Source organism: Proteinivorax tanatarense (assembly GCF_040267685.1).
Classification (GTDB): Bacteria; Bacillota; Proteinivoracia; order Proteinivoracales; family Proteinivoracaceae; genus Proteinivorax; species Proteinivorax tanatarense.
Window position 1 is genome coordinate 747,750 of the sequence record NZ_CP158367.1, and the last position, 17,586, is coordinate 765,335.

Below are 17,586 nucleotides of genomic sequence, written 5' to 3' on the forward strand. Positions count from 1 at the left end.
CAATATAGGTATAAAAGTTATCTAGTCAGTTTTTATTTCATATGTTATAATCAAAATCGAAGAGAAAAAGTCTTACTTTTGGTGTTAATACACTAAATTATTTTCTATCAAATAGAGTTGGGGGGTGTCATTAATGGCCTACAAAATTTCTGATGCTTGTATTGAGTGTGGTGCTTGTGAAGGTACCTGTCCTGTAGAAGCTATCAAAGCTGGTGAGGGTCAATACATAATTGAAGCTGATACTTGTATTGACTGTGGGGCTTGTGTAGACTCTTGTCCTGTGGAGGCGATTTCTGAATAACATAAAAAATCCTATCAACAAATAAGTTGATAGGATTTTTTATGTTATATTTCTTTTAGCAAATTTACGATGTCTGTTTGAGTAAATATATAAGTGGAATTGCAGAAGTGACAACTTAGCTCGAATTGTTTTTTTTCTTGAAGCATATTTTCTAATTCATTTTTACCTAAGCTGATCAGACCTTTTGTAAATCTCTGGCGATCACAGCTGCATCTATAATCCAACGGCTGTTTGTCTAACGGTTTAGGAGATAAGTTTACAAGCAGTTTCTCTGCCATTTTTTCAGGGGTGTTATTTTTTTTGATAAAATCCACCACACCATTAATTTCTGCTATATTTTGTTCGACAGCATTTACCTGTTCATCAGTGGCATCTGGCATTATTTGAACTAAAAACCCTCCACTAGATATGATTTTCCCGTTTGTGTCCACTAAAACTCCCAGTCCGAAAGATGATGGCTTTTGTTCAGAAGTAGCATAGTAATAGGTTAAATCTTCTGCTATTTCTCCAGAAATTAGCTGCATTGTTGATACATAGGGCTCTTTTAGCCTTAAATCTTTAATAATAGTAAGTTCGCCGTTTCCTACTCCTTTTTTTACATCTAGCTTACCATGGCTATTTAAAGGTAACTCAATCTGAGGATTGGCGACATAACCACGGGCTTCTCCAATGCCAGCATCTACAAACATCTGGCCTAGCGGTCCATCTCCATTTATTCTTAAGTTCAATCTTTCTTTCCCCTTAAACTCAGAAGAAGCCATAAGTAAGCCGCCTGTCAATAACCTACCTAAGGCTGCTGATGCCACCGGGAAAAGGTGGTGTTTCGCTTGTGCCGATTGGGTTAGGTCCGTAGTTATTGCTGTAAGGCATCGGACATTCCCTTGGGCTGCTGTGCTATATAATAGATAATCCTTCATTTTTGATATGCCTCCAATAAAAATTATATTATGCTAGGATGTCTTCTATTTTAACATTTTCAGTAGTGAGGTCAATATATTGCTCTCCTATTTTAACCACAGGTTTAGTAGGTTCAGAGGGCTTAATATAGATTATTTCACCTACTCGACCATCATTTAATGCAACTTTATTACCAACATAAAAATTTGCAATGTTATCTAGAAAAACTCGACTGATTTTTGGATTTAACATTCCATAACTGTTTTGCGCTATTTGTTCCGCTACAAAAAACGGTGAGAATTTTCTTCTATAAACCTTGTTCGAAGTCATAGCATCATAAACATCAGCAACAGCTAGAATTTTTGCAAAGGTGTGGATTTGAGAACCCACTAACCCTTTAGGGTAACCGCTTCCGTCTTCACGTTCATGGTGCTGTGCTATTGCTGTAAACACATCTCCACTGATATTATGCTTTGTTTTTAATATTTGATAGCCAAATAAACAATGTTTTTGAATTTCAAAAAACTCATCTGGTGTTAGTTTATCAGGTTTGCTTAAAATGGAATCTGGAACTTGAAGTTTACCGATGTCATGCAAAAGCCCAGCATATACCAATCTGCGCACCTCATTTTTTGTAAATCCTAGCCACTTTCCGATTATACCACTTAAAATAGCTACATTAAGCGAGTGTTTATATAGGTACATATGATCCTTGTCTTGTGAAAATAATCTACCTAGAATATTATTGGTTTGATATATTTGTTCTAGCACAATATTTGATATTTCTCTGACTAAGTCCATATTTAGTATTTTACCCTTTTTTTGTGTATCTAATAAATTTACAGTTAAATCAAAGGCTAAATTATATTGGTCTGTGAATTTTTTTATATCTTCTCGCTGTATTTTTTCTTGTGGTTTGCTGGGTTTTTCATCAGATTTTACATATATGTAGTCAATATATAAAGACTTAACCTTTTTAATCATATACTCGTTTAAAGTAGTGCCCTCGGGAATTAGTAGCACCCCAGCATCATTTTCCACATCTTTGGCAACTTTCATTCCTGATAACAGCTCTTCTGATGAGACCAACTTCATAAAATATCTCCTCCTGAAAATTTTACATTTTTGTTTCTATTCGACATTCTACCACATATAACCTTTTTCTAACAACAGACATTAGTCCTTAAAACCTTTTTAAAAATTTATGTACAAAAAAGTAAAAAGGAGGTAAACTATTAAGTGCTAACCAATTTTGATAAGAAGGTGAGATAATTAATGAACAACAGCGTTAGGTATACAACATATAAGTGGACTATATGGGGACTTTTAGCTTTGTCATTTGTTGTCGTTTTTTTTCATAGATATTCAACGGGGGTTGTTGCTGAAGACTTTGCCCGTGACCTAGGACTTAGCCCAGAACGACAGGGAGCCCAGCTGGGTAATTTAGCTGCCATGTATTTTTGGGCTTATGCTTTAATGCAGATACCTGCTGGTGTCATGGCAGATTATATAGGACCTAGAAAAACCACAGCCTACGGCATGCTACTAGCTGGGATAGGATCTACTATTTTGGGCTATGCAGTTAATATTCAAATGGCATACATAGGACGGCTCTTAGTAGGGATCGGTGTGTCAGGTGTTTTTATTTCTATTCTAAAAATACAAGCAGTTTGGTTTAAAAAGGAAGAATTTCCTAGCATTTCAGGTTGGACTTCATTGATTGGAAATATTGGCGGGGTATTGGCTACATATCCTTTTGCATTATTGGTGGGGTTTATTGGATGGCAAATGTCATTTAAAGCCATGGGTGTTGTCTCAGTTTTACTTTTTGTTTTAACACTGTTATTAGTTAAAGACAGCCCACAAGATGTGGGTTTAAAAGGACCAAATGATCAGGAGATTATGGCACGACCACAGGGAAGTGTTGTACATGGAGTTTTAAAGGTATTACTCAATAAGCACACATGGCCGAACTTTATTATTTTGTTTTGCTTAATGGGGACGATAGTATCGTTTTCTGGTTTGTGGGGGATCCCTTATTTAACACAGGTTTATAATATAGGCAGGGAAACGGCCTCCCTTTATGTACTTGTTTTAACCGTCGGCGTAATGGTTGGTTCTTTAATTGTAGGATACCTTGCGAAATATGTAGGTTCGGTAAAAAAGATTATATTAAGCGGGTCTATAATTTTTACAACAATTTGGGGTTACAAAATATTTTTGGCAGGTGGTAAGCCCAGCCTTACAATATTGCCGGTACTTTATTTTCTCATGGGGGTTTCTGCAGTTTCCTTCATTTTATCATTTACAAATGTTAAAAATGTAAATAACCCAGGCTTATCTGGAACTGCTACTTCAATCGCTAACGTAGGAGGTTTTTTAGGTGCAGCGTTGCTAAATAATCTAATTGGGGTGGTGCTGGATATACAGGGGCAGTCTTTAAATGTAGCTGGAACAGACGCTGTCGCTTCTTTTCAATTTGCATTTGCAATATACTTTGTTATGGGGTTAATAGCGATAGTTGCTACAATTTTACAGTCAGAATAAAGAAGATAAATAAGTGTTGCTCCCCTTATGATTGATTGCAAAAAGGGAGCAACACTTATTTTTAAAATAAATAATTCCAGTTTAAAAAACTACTATTCAAGAGGGTGCAAAATTTGATACAATGAGGTAGAGAGAATTAGTCGTGAAAAATTTAACTAGCAGTTGCAGTAGGAGAGGAGATAGGGGAAATATGAAAAAATTATGGAGTTTAGATTATATTAGGGTTAAAGAAAACATAAAAGAATTAGTAACACTATTTTATCTGGTTGCTCTTTTAATAATCGGCATAATTATCCAGCCACCGGCACAATTTTTTGATGGCTTGGCATCAATACTTACCACTGAAGGACTTCTGATAACTGATTATATGGAGGTAGGAGGTGTAGGACCAACCTTAGCAAACGGTGCGATAGTCGGGCTGATCGGCTTTGCCTTGGTTAAGATAAATAGAGTACCTTTTAACGGACCAGTTTTAGCTGCAATTTTTACAATGGTAGGCTTTGGTTTTTTCGGTAAAAACATTTACTCTGTACTTCCAATTATTTTAGGTGTGTTCATTTATAGCAGAATAAGAAAAGAATCATTTAAAACTTTTTTATTACCAGCATTATTTGGAACTGCCTTAGCTCCTTTAGTAACACAAATAATTTTTGGATTTGGCTGGGGGGTGTTGCCAGGATTAATGTTTGGAGTATTGGCTGGGATTATCGTGCCTCCCATGGCATCCCATCTATTAAAAACCCATAATGGATATAATATTTATAATGTAGGTTTCACTGCAGGGTTTGTAGGACTTTTATTTACTTCTATATTTAGGAGTTTTGGTTATGATAGTCAGTCGGTTCTTTACTGGGGAGAAGATTTTAATAGTATATCGATTATTATTTTTGGTACAATGTTTATTTCCATGATAGTTTTGGGTATTATTTTGAATAAAGGGAAGCTTAGGGATTATCTTGAAATAACTAAGCATCCTGGTACACTGGCAACTGATTTTGTAGCTTTAGGTGGTTTTGGTAACTCTCTTATGAATATGGGAATTGTCGGTCTAATTGGGTTGTTATATGTTTTATTGGTTGGTGGTGATTTAAATGGTCCTACATTGGGAGGGCTATTGACTATGGTAGGATTTGCAGCCTTTGGTAAACACCCTAAAAACATAACTCCCATAATGTTAGGTGTATTTTTAGGATGTTTAATGACTACTTTTGAAGCTAATGAACCCGGCCCTCTTTTAGCTGCTTTATTTGGCACTACATTAGCTCCTCTAGCTGGACAATATGGAGCTGCTATAGGTGTTTTAGCTGGCTTTGTGCACCTTTCAATAGTCACCAATGTTGGTGTTTTACATGGTGGATTAAACTTATATAATAATGGTTTTTCTGGAGGATTTGTAGCTATTATTTTTGTTGCTTTACTTGGGGCGTTTAAAAATAACAAATAATTAGAAGGGGGAACAATTTTGAAATCTGAAAAAAGTAAAATTCAAGGAATTGTCAAGGAATTAGTGAGCAATTCTTTAAATGCAGATGCAGAAGAAGTAAATGTTAAAATAAACAATAAAAAAGAATTTACAAAGGTTACTGTAGCCGATGATGGGCAAGGAATGAACGAAGATATTTTAGACAAAGTAAATGGCATTTTAAATCAATCACGAAGAGATGAATTAGAAGAATATTATGGAGACCTTGCAGGCAATACTGGTTCTGCCTCTGGGCTTAATATTGTTAGTATGCTTGTCGATAAGGCTCAAGTAACATCAAAAAGAGGTGTGGGAACTAAGATTATGGTGCTTAGGAAAAAATAATTTTAAGTATTTCTCTAATGCTTGAAGGAAATTTATGTATTAATGTTGAATTAACTTTTAGTATAAGGGAGCCATTAGGAGGTGAAGTCCCTTGCATTTGGATAAATTAGGAAAAAAGCATATAACACAGTTATTTACAGCGATGTTGAAGTTGGAAGATGTTGATGAGTGTTATAGTTTTTTTGAGGATTTGTGTACTGTCAATGAAGTAAAGTCTTTAGCACAACGTTTTGAAGTGGCTAAAATGTTAAAAAAAGGTTATACTTATAATAAGATTGAAGAAGCAACTGGAGCTAGCACCGCCACCATAAGTAGAGTAAAAAGATGCTTAGACTATGGCGAAGGTGGTTATAATTTAATAATAGACAGATTGGAAAAAGAGGAATAAACAGTTCCTCTTTTTTCTTCTAAGCCAAAGGGGGAAATAAAAGTGGATATGAACTTGATAATAGCTATATTTAACTGTATCGCTTTTTTTATTGCAACTGCGACATTTTTATATTTAGCAGTTAATACTACCAATTCCAAGATAAAAATAGTAGATAATCGGTGGACTTTTGTTTTTTTAACTATTTTAATACTTCCTTCAGTTTTAGATGGAGTGCGGCAGTTTGTTGTAGGAGGCTGGGGGAACTTAACTTCTTGGTTAATAGTAATTAGTTTCATTTTTATGCTTTTGATAACAGCAGTTTCTTTTCATCAAAAAGGATTACTAGTGCTAAATGCCGATGATAAAGCTTTGCTTAATTGGGTGAGCAAAAATTTGTCCCATCACAAGCCAAAGCTAACTTCCAAAAAAGAGAAGAGTTTTCTGTTAAAAGAGATTTCTGTTATTTTAAGGTTTAATGTTATATTTAATATCGCTTTTATGGTCATAAAACCAAGTACAGATGAAAGAAATAATAGCGTTATAAATGGAGTTGTTGAAGAGTTAAAGGATAAACTTGAAGGTGATAAGCACTTAGAAAAATCTCCACTTTTTGTAGTTTTTTTAATTTTATTTTTCTTAACCCTTTTAATAACCATATCTTGGGCGATGCAAATTTTTATAGCTTAAAGGAAGGTATATTATGAAAAAATTATTGATTTTTAAAAATATCAAAAGGGGTTTTTCAATTGCAGTAGAAAATATAGGACTACTGATCAGTTGTTTTGTGATAGCCCTTTTAGCATCACTTATTACAGGTGTTGTATATGAGATGTTTGCTTTAGGTTTTGTTTTTAGCATTGTTTTAACCACAGTTTTTGAAGTAGGCCTAATAAATGTCAGCTTAAAAGCAGTTAGATCAAAAGAAAAGCCTGAGTTTAAAGACTTATTTTCTAAAATAGAGCTTATAGGTGCTGTGATAGTTGCAAATATATTTATTTTAGGAATAACACTAGGATTGTTAACTGGCATGCTTGGGTTAGCGGAATTAACAATGACTATAAGCCCAATAATAACACTTGCTTTAGGAGTGTTGATTTTAGGGTTAGTGGTTTATATAGTTATAGGTTTTGTTTTTGCAACTTATGTAATTGTCGACAAGGAAAAAGGACCGATAGATGCAATTAAAAAAAGTTGGAAAATTATATCTAAAGTTAGAATAAGACTATTTGCGTTATTTGCTTTGTTAGTGTTAATTAATTTGCTAGGGTTACTCGCTTTTATCGTTGGAATTTTTATCACAGTACCGGCAACATTTGTAATTTTGGCTTTAACTTACTTAGATTTATATGAGCAAACATACAATTCCGAAGCAATATAAATAAATTAGTGGGGCTGTCTTAATAAGATAAGACAGCCCCACTTTAATTTATACTTATACAAAGCTATAATTAAAATCCAGGATAGAAACTTTCAATTAAAACAGGGGTAATAAACCCTTCTATTAATGCAGCTAAAATTATTAAAGGCGCTACAAGTAACAAATAGCTAAGCAAGGATTGTTTAATTATAGAGCCAATTTTAATTTCTGCCCTTTTAGGAGAAAAAATCTTTTTAAATAAGTTTAAACTCATATATACACCTATTCCCCCAGCTAAATATATGGCAAATAGTTCTATAATACCGTGAGGAAAAATTCCGAAAGCTAACATATGAAGAGGATACATATCGTTAATGCTGAAAAAAGCAGTTACCATGCTTACTGACATAGTAGTTGCCACCCCACTCAATGATGGAAGTACTATTACAGGAATAAATCCTAAAATAATCATAAAAGCGGATACCCTTAAATTATTAAACAATACAATGGTGAATAGCTCACTATGGGTAGTCTGTTCCCCTACACCCATGCTTTCAAAATGTAGCATAAGATCATTAAAAAATTCAAGCATAACAGCTTCATTTTTTATAAAGTAAAAGTATCCAACTAACGCAATTACTAGCGAGGCTAATGTTATTAAGGCAGTTGGTTTTGCATAGTGATGCTTAAAAAGGTCCCAATGTTTTTTGTATAGGTCTAATAGCACACCTTACCCTCCTTAGAAATTATTATTTTAGGCGATTACAAAATCTATAAAACATGATATAAGGGCGTTTTTGTAGATGATTTACAAAGAGTCCTCCCGAACTATATAGTGTGGAATTTGAAGTGCTATATTTGTATAGTGGTTTAAACCTGATCATTTTGTAATTACCTAAATATATTATTTACTTATTAAATCTTACCACATAATACTAAAAAAACAATAAGAAGCTTAGTTTAGTACCTAGGGCAACAATATTTCTGTAAACTTGGTGCCGTAGAAAATTTTTGCTGTTATTAAAAGGTTGTGGCACTAATGAAGTTACCACAACCTTTTTAGGGTTTTATTTAGAGAACTTATTTGCTATTGATGAAGCTGTAGTAGCTTCAGGTTTGATTTCACAATCAAATCCGCAGCCTTTGACCCATCCTACAATTTCGGGAATCATTCTTGAGGTTGGACCATTTTTCCCAATATCTATATGAATGCTTAAATTACAGGGAAGTTCTTCTATCTTTAAATGGGTCATGAGTTTTTGGGCAATCTCCAATGATAAACTAGTTTCAAAATATATCTTTTCTTTGATGTTATTTATTTTTTTTACCCGTCTTATATCATAAAAGAAGATACCGCCTTTTCCAAGCCGACGTATAGCTATGACGATTACAGCTTTTGTAGAACTAGTATTTTGAGAATCTGTACCTATGGTTATTTCATAGTTTTGATCTATATCATCTTGAATATAATTCTTTATAAGTTTACACACTTGACTTAAAGAGACGTCACCGTGGGTTATACTTTTAATTGCTATCACCCCATTTGAATTGAGTTTAATATATGGTATGAATAGCTACTGAATAAAAATTCTATGAATTTTAGACAAGACCTATATTATTTTTTACCTTTTTCATGGTGTCTTCTGCTAGTTCTTTGGCTTTATCAGCCCCTTTTGTATATACTTCTTGTAAATAATCAGGAGCATTCATATATTTATTATAAGTAGTTTGGATAGGATTAAGGCTTTCAACTACTATTTCTGCTAAGTCAGTTTTTAAATGACCATACCCTTTACCTTCATATTTATTTTCAATTTCCTCTATCTGCAATCCTGTAAGTTTAGAATAAATAGTGATCAAGTTTTTAATGCCTGGTTGTTCATCGCTGTATCTTATAACGCCTTCATTGTCAGTTACAGCTCTTTTCATTTTCTTTATAAGGTTTTTTTCATCATCCAGTATTGAGATATATGCATTAGGATTTTCGTCTGACTTTGACATTTTTACATTTGGGTTTTGCAAGCTCATGATTTTTGCGCCTAATTTAGGTGTATAAATTTCTGGAACTACAAAGGTTTCGCCATAATTGTTGTTGAAACGTGTTGCTATATCTCTAGCTAGTTCTAAATGTTGCTTTTGATCTTGGCCAACAGGAACTAAGTTGGTTTTATAAAGTAAAATATCAGCAGCTTGAAGTGCAGGATAAGCAAATAGTCCAGCATTAATGTTATCTTTATGATTAGCAGACTTGTCTTTAAATTGAGTCATTCGGTTTAATTCACCCATATACGTGTTACAATTGAGTATCCATGCTAGCTCACTGTGCTGTGGTACATGTGACTGAAAAAAAACTATGTTTTTGTCTGGGTTAATTCCACAAGCAAGATATTGAGCTAACATAGATAGGCAAGACTCTTTAAACTCTTCTGGATTGGTACGTATAGTAAGCGAATGTAAATCAACTATAGAATATATGCACTGAAAGTCATCTTCAAAGCTTTTCCAATTTTGTATAGCTCCTAAATAATTTCCCAGGGTTAATGTACCAGTTGGCTGAGCGCCGCTAAATATAACTTTTTTATTAGTCATTCCTTCTACCTCCAAATGAATTTTTTATACAAAAAAACCTTCAATCTCATTTTAAGAGACGAAGGTTACAACTCCGCGGTACCACTCTTTTTGACCTAAATCAAAGTCCACTTACCTTATAACGGAGGAGTCCGTCTAAGCGTACTATAATTCAGCTTAGCTTATCATAAGTCCATTCAAATGGCGTTCTCTATCGGCATTCCACCAGCACCGACTCTCTTTAAGAGAAAGAACCACTCTACTAATCTTAATCTAAAATTTTTCTTGTTAATTATTATATTATAAATTAATGCTTTAAAATAGTCAAATTAGGATAATATGTATGGTGTTGACATTAATTAAATGTTTGATTATTATAAATATTATAAAGACAAAAAGGGGAGAGGGAAATGTCAGTTAAAATTATTACAGATAGTGCCAGTGATATTCCTGAGCATATAGCTATTAAACACGACATTGAGGTGATCCCACTAATAGTTAATCTGGATAATAAAGAATATTTAGATGGTGAAACAATCCAGCCAAAAGAAGTATATCAAGCAATTAGGAGTGGAAAAATGCCTTCTTCTACACAAATTCCTCCTAAAGCATTTGAAAAGGTATTTGAAAACTATGCTAAAAAAGACAGGGAATGTATTTATATCGCATTTTCATCTAAGTTATCAGGGACTTGTCAGACGGGGAAAATGGTAGCGGAAAAAATAAATGAAAAATACAAGAAAAAATTAATCTATGTACATGATACCTTTTGTGGTGCAATTGGTCAGGGATTGATAGTAAAAGAGGCGGCTAAGCTTGCCCAAAACGATATAGCTATAAACAAGATACTAGATGTTATTAGCTTTAAATCGAAGCATATGGAACATATCTTTACAATAGATGATTTAAACCACCTACACAAAGGTGGGCGCCTTAGTCAGGGAGAAGCTTTTTTAGGAAGTATTTTAAAAATAAAACCTATTTTACACGTGCAAAAAGGTGAAATGATTCCTTTTGAAAAAGTACGGGGAAAGACAAAAGCTTTAAAAAGAATAGTAGAAATTATGGAAGAAAGAGGGAGCCAAATCAAAGATCAAACCATAGGAATAAGTCATGCCGATGATCTAAAAACGGCTTTAAGACTTAAAGAGATGATTAAAGAGAAATTTGGTTGTGAGAAATTTTTAGTGAATATAGTAGGAGGGGTTTTAAGCTGTCATATAGGTCTGGGAGGGGTGGCTGTTTTCTTTTTAAATGAGAAGCCATCTGGTAATATAGGTGTTTAACAAACAAAACAACTCAAAATCTTATAAAAGATTTTGAGTTGTTTTGTTTGTTTATCCTGTCTTCCTTCACTGATTAAACTTTTATTATTTCATATTTTCTACTTCCCATACCCAGTTGTTCTCCGTATTCTAAAATTACTCTTCCATCTACATCTTTATGTAAAGCTCCGAACTTATCCTCTCCTTTTTCAAGATTTTTAACAAGTTGGCTGTGCTTGTTTCCTACCTGTTGATCAATCAAATCCAACGATGCTTGGTCTATAGCCACAGGATCAAAAGATGCTAGAATTCCAACATCATTGACGATAGGAACATCACTCCAAGGAACACAATCACATAAAGGGGTTACATTCATAACAAAATTAAAATAAACCACCTTATCTTTTTTATTTTCAATAGCTCCATAGGCATACTCCGCCATTTTTTCAACGAAAATACGGGAATCTGTTTCCCATTGCACTTCTATAGCTCGTTTTGGACAAACTGTTGTGCATTCTCCACAGCCGATACATTTTTCATCATCGATTTTGGCTTTTTTGGCTTCTATGCTGATAGTATCAACAGGGCAATTATTGAGGCAAAGTTGGCACCCAACGCAATCTTCATCCATTACCTTTGGTTTAGAATCAGAGTGCTGCATTTGTTTACCGGCAGCTGTTGCACAGCCCATAGCTAAGTTTTTAAGGGTGCCTCCAAACCCTGCTAGTCCATGACCTTTGACATGACTGAGGACAACCATAGAGTTGGCATTATAAATATCACCAGCAATTTTAACATTATCAAAGTGTTTACCCTTTATATTTATATCAACAGAGTTTTTGCTATAGAGTCCGTCGGCAATGATTATCGGTGCGTTTACTACAGAATAAGCAAAACCATTTTCAATGGCACTTTGGATATGGTCATGACTATTAGTTCTACTGCCCGTGTATAATGTGTTGGTATCTGTTAAAAAAGGCTTGGCATTACACTCTCTAATTTTATCCACCACTTGCCTCACAAAAACTGGGTGTATAAAGGTATTAGTTCCTTTTTCTCCAAAATGTAACTTTACTGCAGTTGCATCATTATCCGATAAAATATCTGGAGCTTTGACTTTATCAAAAAGAGCTCTAATTTTATTGGGAATGTTATTTTTCTTGCTGCCAGTTACAAAGTCTGAAAAGTACACCTTACTGCTCATTAGTTAATCCTCCTAATAGATTTTATAGGCGATTGCAAAGTAATATACCATATAATAGATAATTATCAAAGTGGGCCATTTTATAAATTGGGAGCTAAGTTATTTTATATTTTGCATTCACCTAATTTTTGAATTTTTACCATTATATCATTAGCTTTTCTTTAACACAAAATACTGCATTAAACTGTGGTCTTTGTTATAATAAAATGACGTAATAAAAAATCTTAAGGTGTTGCATCGAACAGAAGTTTGCATTACTATAAAGATAGAACTTATAAAAGTGAGGTTTTAAAATGGATATTTTAGATAATTTAAATCCTGAGCAAAGAGAAGGAGTAGAAACTACGGAAGGACCAGTACTTCTTATCGCTGGGGCTGGTAGCGGCAAAACAAGGGTGTTAACTCATCGGATAGCTCATTTGATAGGTACCCAAAAAGCAAAACCATGGCAAATTTTAGCTATAACTTTTACCAATAAGGCAGCAAAGGAAATGAAAGAAAGAGTTTCGGATTTGGTTTATGGTAGTGAAGATATGTGGATATCAACCTTTCATGCAGCCTGTGTCCGAATACTTCGCAGAGAAGCAAAGCATTTAGGATATGATAATAATTTTAATATTTATGACACTTCTGATAAACTAAAAGTCATCAAAGACTGTGCTAAAGAGTTAGACATAGATACCAAAAAAATTACTCCCCGTTCTATTGCCTCAGCAATAAGCAATGCAAAAAATCAGTTGCTATCAGCTAAAGACTACCAAGGTTCAAACCTCTATGAAAAACAAATAGAAAAAATATATAAAATGTATGACAGGCGAGTAAAAGCAAATAATGCTATGGATTTTGACGATTTGATTTTTGAAACAGTAAGGTTGTTTAGGCTTAATCCCGATATTTTAGAACGTTATCAACAACAGTTCAAATACATAATGGTGGATGAATATCAGGATACCAATCATAGTCAATACTTGTTGGTTAATTTTTTAGCAAAAGGTCATAAAAATATATGTGTTGTTGGCGATGATGATCAGTCAATTTACCTGTTTAGAGGAGCAGATGTAGCTAACATCTTAGATTTTGAAAAAGATTATCCAGATGCAAAGGTGATAAAACTAGAGAGAAACTACCGATCTACCCAATGCATCTTGAGCGTTGCAAACGAAGTTATAAAGCATAACGAAGGTAGAAAAGGGAAAAATCTGTGGACGGAAAATTGTGCAGGAGAAAAACCTGTTTTTTTCCATGGGACAGACCATATTGACGAAATTCAGTTTATAGCTGATGAAATCACTAAGGAGCAAGCAAAGGGGAGAAAGCTGTCAGACTTTACTATTTTAATCAGGGCAAATGCCTTGACCCGTTCTATTGAAGACATTTTATTGAAAAGAGATATACCCTATCAAATTTTTGCTGGAACCGAGTTTTTTAACCGCAAGGAAATAAAGGATGTCATGGCTTACTTATCGATTATATCAAATCCCGCTGATGACTTAAGTTTAACAAGAATTATCAATGTTCCTAGAAGAGGTATAGGAAATAAAACAGTAGAACGGTTGGCAGCTGTGGCAGATGAGAAAAACAAGACGTTATTTGAGGTTTTAAAAGAAGATGCCGATGGTATAGTATCTAGAGGTAAAGACAAGATTAAGCAGCTAGTGATGTTGATTGAAAATTTACAGGAAATGTCCCAGTATCTTAATGTCACGGACCTTTTAGATGAGACTGTTAACAGAAGTGGGTATAGAAACATGCTTCAGTCTGATAAAACCGATGAAGCAAAAATTAGGTTAGAGAATATAGAAGAGTTATTTACTGTTACTAAAGAATTTGATAATACACATGGCGGTAATTTAGATGAGTTTTTACAACAGAACTCTTTAGCATCTGATACAGATGAAAGTGAAAGGGAAGATAGTGTTAAAATAATGACACTTCACAGTGCAAAGGGTTTAGAATTCCCAGTTGTATTTATTGCTGGATTTGAAGAAAGGCTTTTCCCCCATATTAGATCCATGGAAGACCCCAAAGAACTACAGGAAGAAAGAAGGCTTTGTTATGTGGGAATTACTAGAGCGAAGGAAAAGCTCTATATAACAGCGGCACAAAGTAGAGCTTTATATGGAAGAGTGGAAAGAAACAAAGTTTCCAGATTTTTAGAAGAAGTACCTAAAAACTTAATAGAAGATAAAAGTATTAAAAAATATTCTATGGATAACCTATACAGTCAAAGCGGTCCACAAAGGGCAAATGTTAACTCTTTTAAGATGCCTCAAAAACAAAATATAGATATGGCATACAAGGTAGGTATGTTAGTGGAGCATAAAAAGTTTGGACAGGGTATAATAACAGAAATAAAATCATTGGGAGAAGACCAAAAAATAACAATAAACTTTGAAAAAGTAGGATCAAAAGCTCTAATGGCAAGCTTTGCACCTTTGACGGTAGTAGAGGGGTAGGTGAGGTAAAAATGGCAAAAAAAAGGATAAAAGAACTGACAGATTTGTTATCTAAATATGACTATCATTACCATGTACTTGACAAACCATTAGTAGATGATCCAACCTATGATGGACTTTTAGCTGAATTAGTTAAACTGGAAAAACAACATCCTGAATATGCTTTATCACATTCTCCAACCCAACGGGTGGGTGGTAAAGTTTTGGAAGGATTTGACACAGTACAGCATAACATACCGATGCTTAGTCTAGGCAACGCATTTAACCTCTCTGACTTGCAGGACTTTGCAAAAAGGGCTCAGAAAAAAATAGGTGATTCAACGCTAACATATGTAGCCGAACTAAAAATAGACGGTCTTGCTGTTACATTAAGATATGAAAATGGGAAACTGGTAAGGGGTGCTACAAGAGGTGACGGTCAAGTAGGAGAAGATATTACCGAAAACCTTAAAAAAATCAAAAGTATTCCTCTGCAATTAACAAGAGCTGTAAACATTGAAGTGCGGGGTGAAGTGTATATGCCTAAAACTTCTTTTGACAGATTGAATGAGCAGAGAAAAAAAGATGACAAGCCTCAGTTTGCAAACCCTAGAAATGCTGCCGCAGGGACATTGAGGCAGTTGGACACCTCTATTGTAGCTAACAGAAACTTATCAGTGTATTTTTACTCTATTGCAAACAGTGATGAATTTGGTAATACTCATAGCGAAAACTTAGAAGCTCTAAAAGAATTGGGCTTTAAAGTGAATTCTAACTACCAACTTTTTAACTCCATCGAAGATGTAGCTTTGTACTGTGAGAGATGGCAACAGAAAAGAGAAGAATTACCATATGAAATTGATGGTATAGTTATAAAAATAGATTCTTTGTCAATCCAAAAGGAGTTAGGATTTACAGCTAAAAGTCCTAGATGGGCAATAGCTTTTAAATTTCCTGCCCAACGTTCTTTTTCTGTGCTTAAAGATGTTACCTTTACAGTGGGAAGGACGGGAACTATAACACCAACAGCTATTTTAGATCCAGTAAAATTAGCTGGGACTACCGTTAGCAGAGCTTCTTTGCACAATGAAGATTATATAGCACAAAAAGATATTAGGATAGGAGATACTGTGGTAGTTCAGAAGGCTGGAGATATTATTCCAGAGATTGTTGAGGTAATAAATGATAACCGCATTGGCAAAGAACAAAAATTAAAAATGCCTACAGAGTGCCCCGCCTGTAAAAAAGAAGCAGTTAGGCTCCCAGAAGAAGCGGCTTTAAGATGTATAAACCCACAGTGTACGGCACAAATCAAAGAGAGAATAATCCATTTTTCTTCAAGGGGAGCTATGGATATTGACGGTCTTGGTCCGGCTGTTGTCGAACAACTTTACGACAATAATTTAGTAAAGAATGTTGCTGATTTATATACTTTAGAGGTCGATGAACTTATTAAACTAGAACGATTTAGAGAAAAGTCAGCCCAAAACCTTGTAAATGCTATTGAAAATTCAAAAAAACAGCCCCTTAGCAAGCTATTATTTGGGTTAGGGATAAGGTTTGTAGGACAGAAGGCAGGAAGAATAATAGCTGAAAGGTTTGAAAGTATAGATCATCTAATAGAAGCTGACAAGGAAGACTTAGAAGAAGTACCTGAAATAGGTGAGAAAATAGCCCAAAGTGTCACTGACTTTTTTTCTCAAGCTCAAGCACGGGATATAGTTAAAAGACTGAAGGAATATGGTGTAAATACAGCACAACCTAAAACACAGACAACTAGTAGTGCTTTATCTGGAAAAACTGTCGTATTAACCGGTTCTTTAACTCAACTAACTCGTAAAGAGGCTAAAGAACAGATAGAAAAGCTAGGTGGCAAAATTACTGGTTCTGTAAGTAAAAAAACAGATGTAGTAATTGCTGGAGAAAATGCTGGAAGCAAGCTGGATAAAGCTAAAGAGCTGGGAATATCAATACAAAATGAAGATTACCTAATTAAAATCATTAAAAGCTAAAAGAAATTTATAACCCCTTTTAAAATGGATATACTATCTATATTCTTTTTTGAAAGGGGTTTGTTATGTTTAAATACTCAAAAGTACAGGCTTTTTTTACAGCTACTGTTACTGTAGCATTGGTTGCTGCTTTTTTTATGCAAATCTTGAATAATCATCGGTATATAACGACGAGCTACTCAGAAGTTTTTAATGAACAGCAGTATTTTAATAAGCTGAGCGATGGCGAACACGATATCTTTTTTTTAGATGAAACCACAGTTAAATCAACTGTCTTTGATAAAAATTTATTAGCGATAGAGCGGGGGAAAGAAGAAGGTGATGTTCCGATATTTACTTCTTTAGAAAATTATATAGAAAATAATTTAGAAATGGGAGATATAATAAACCTAGATGGAGTAGAGGGAGTTCTTTGTGGACTTTACTTTCCCCACCACCCTGCAGGGAAAAATTTTTATACTGTTTTTGCTGAATCAAGCGAAAAAGCTTCGTCGAAAGCTTTTGAAGACTATAGTCCATCAAAACTTCCGCCTAGCTTAGCAGGGATAAATCTACTAACTTTTATGCTAACTTGTGGATTAATTAATTTTTTGTTTGGCTTGATATCGTTGTTTTTTGGTGTTAAGGAAGAATTTTTAGTGGAAAATCTTACAATTTTAAAGTATGTTGTTATTTTTTCCTCTTCATTACTTGTGCTTTTTGGAATAGCTTATCAAATTTCAGTGGGAGTAATTATGTGGTCTATACAAGTGGCTATTGCTTCTAATGCACTTGCTTTTTTGGCACTTATATTACTATGGAATATAAAAAGAATATAAGAGAA

The 17,586-nt window shown here is 34.2% G+C and carries 17 protein-coding genes and 1 other annotated feature; of the genes, 11 read left to right on the plus strand and 6 right to left on the minus strand.

What is annotated here, in order from left to right; genetic code table 11:
- Positions 1–133 precede the first annotated feature (133 nt).
- Positions 134–301, plus strand: a complete 168-nt coding sequence (locus tag PRVXT_RS03690) for a DUF362 domain-containing protein (protein WP_350344338.1) — start codon at positions 134–136, stop codon at positions 299–301.
- Between the two features lie 44 nt (positions 302–345).
- On the opposite strand, the gene hslO is transcribed toward PRVXT_RS03690, so the two are convergent.
- A complete protein-coding gene (hslO, locus tag PRVXT_RS03695) occupies positions 346–1,218 on the minus strand; it encodes an Hsp33 family molecular chaperone HslO (RefSeq protein ID WP_350344339.1) in 873 nt (290 codons plus the stop codon).
- Between the two features lie 28 nt (positions 1,219–1,246).
- Complete coding sequence (locus tag PRVXT_RS03700; RefSeq protein WP_350344340.1) at positions 1,247–2,293, minus strand: HD-GYP domain-containing protein; 1,047 nt, start codon at positions 2,291–2,293, stop codon at positions 1,247–1,249.
- Between the two features lie 180 nt (positions 2,294–2,473).
- Between PRVXT_RS03700 and PRVXT_RS03705 the strand changes: the two genes are divergently transcribed.
- The 6 genes from PRVXT_RS03705 to PRVXT_RS03730 all read left to right on the plus strand — a co-directional run bounded on the left by PRVXT_RS03705 (position 2,474) and on the right by PRVXT_RS03730 (position 7,300).
- Positions 2,474–3,745 carry an MFS transporter gene (locus tag PRVXT_RS03705; protein ID WP_350344341.1) on the plus strand — a complete coding sequence of 424 codons (1,272 nt, stop codon included), beginning with the start codon at positions 2,474–2,476 and terminating at the stop codon, positions 3,743–3,745.
- A gap of 190 nt (positions 3,746–3,935) precedes the next feature.
- Positions 3,936–5,189 carry a DUF1576 domain-containing protein gene (locus tag PRVXT_RS03710; protein ID WP_350344342.1) on the plus strand — a complete coding sequence of 418 codons (1,254 nt, stop codon included), beginning with the start codon at positions 3,936–3,938 and terminating at the stop codon, positions 5,187–5,189.
- Positions 5,190–5,207: 18 nt separating this feature from the next.
- Positions 5,208–5,552: an ATP-binding protein gene (locus tag PRVXT_RS03715; RefSeq protein WP_350344343.1), complete on the plus strand. Its 345-nt coding sequence runs from the start codon at positions 5,208–5,210 to the stop codon at positions 5,550–5,552.
- 91 nt (positions 5,553–5,643) lie between these two features.
- Positions 5,644–5,940, plus strand: a complete 297-nt coding sequence (locus PRVXT_RS03720) for a YerC/YecD family TrpR-related protein (protein ID WP_350344344.1) — start codon at positions 5,644–5,646, stop codon at positions 5,938–5,940.
- 42 nt (positions 5,941–5,982) lie between these two features.
- Positions 5,983–6,609, plus strand: coding sequence for a hypothetical protein (locus PRVXT_RS03725; protein WP_350344345.1), 627 nt, complete (start codon positions 5,983–5,985; stop codon positions 6,607–6,609).
- 13 nt (positions 6,610–6,622) lie between these two features.
- Positions 6,623–7,300, plus strand: coding sequence for a hypothetical protein (locus PRVXT_RS03730; protein ID WP_350344346.1), 678 nt, complete (start codon positions 6,623–6,625; stop codon positions 7,298–7,300).
- A gap of 70 nt (positions 7,301–7,370) precedes the next feature.
- Here PRVXT_RS03730 and PRVXT_RS03735 read toward each other — a convergent pair whose 3' ends face one another.
- The 3 genes from PRVXT_RS03735 to trpS all read right to left on the minus strand — a co-directional run bounded on the left by PRVXT_RS03735 (position 7,371) and on the right by trpS (position 9,868).
- Positions 7,371–8,006, minus strand: a complete 636-nt coding sequence (locus PRVXT_RS03735; protein WP_350344347.1) for a stage II sporulation protein M — start codon at positions 8,004–8,006, stop codon at positions 7,371–7,373.
- 340 nt (positions 8,007–8,346) lie between these two features.
- Positions 8,347–8,817 (minus strand): ribonuclease H-like YkuK family protein, encoded by a 471-nt coding sequence (locus tag PRVXT_RS03740; protein ID WP_350344348.1) that lies wholly within the window; start codon positions 8,815–8,817, stop codon positions 8,347–8,349.
- Between the two features lie 61 nt (positions 8,818–8,878).
- Complete coding sequence (gene trpS, locus PRVXT_RS03745; RefSeq protein ID WP_350344349.1) at positions 8,879–9,868, minus strand: tryptophan--tRNA ligase; 990 nt, start codon at positions 9,866–9,868, stop codon at positions 8,879–8,881.
- 51 nt (positions 9,869–9,919) lie between these two features.
- Positions 9,920–10,132, minus strand: a binding site (T-box leader).
- A gap of 125 nt (positions 10,133–10,257) precedes the next feature.
- On the opposite strand from trpS, the gene PRVXT_RS03750 reads away from it, so the two are divergent.
- Entirely contained in the window at positions 10,258–11,133 is an 876-nt protein-coding gene (locus tag PRVXT_RS03750; RefSeq protein WP_350344350.1) for a DegV family protein, read from the plus strand.
- A 73-nt stretch (positions 11,134–11,206) separates the two neighbouring features.
- On the opposite strand, the gene PRVXT_RS03755 is transcribed toward PRVXT_RS03750, so the two are convergent.
- Positions 11,207–12,316, minus strand: coding sequence for a DUF362 domain-containing protein (locus PRVXT_RS03755; protein WP_350344351.1), 1,110 nt, complete (start codon positions 12,314–12,316; stop codon positions 11,207–11,209).
- Between the two features lie 293 nt (positions 12,317–12,609).
- On the opposite strand from PRVXT_RS03755, the gene pcrA reads away from it, so the two are divergent.
- From pcrA to PRVXT_RS03770, 3 genes are all read left to right on the plus strand, one after another.
- Positions 12,610–14,772 (plus strand): DNA helicase PcrA, encoded by a 2,163-nt coding sequence (gene pcrA, locus PRVXT_RS03760; protein ID WP_350344352.1) that lies wholly within the window; start codon positions 12,610–12,612, stop codon positions 14,770–14,772.
- Positions 14,773–14,783: 11 nt separating this feature from the next.
- Positions 14,784–16,763 (plus strand): NAD-dependent DNA ligase LigA, encoded by a 1,980-nt coding sequence (gene ligA / locus PRVXT_RS03765; protein WP_350344353.1) that lies wholly within the window; start codon positions 14,784–14,786, stop codon positions 16,761–16,763.
- A gap of 65 nt (positions 16,764–16,828) precedes the next feature.
- Complete coding sequence (locus PRVXT_RS03770) at positions 16,829–17,581, plus strand: hypothetical protein (RefSeq protein ID WP_350344354.1); 753 nt, start codon at positions 16,829–16,831, stop codon at positions 17,579–17,581.
- The last annotated feature ends 5 nt before the right edge of the window (positions 17,582–17,586 follow it).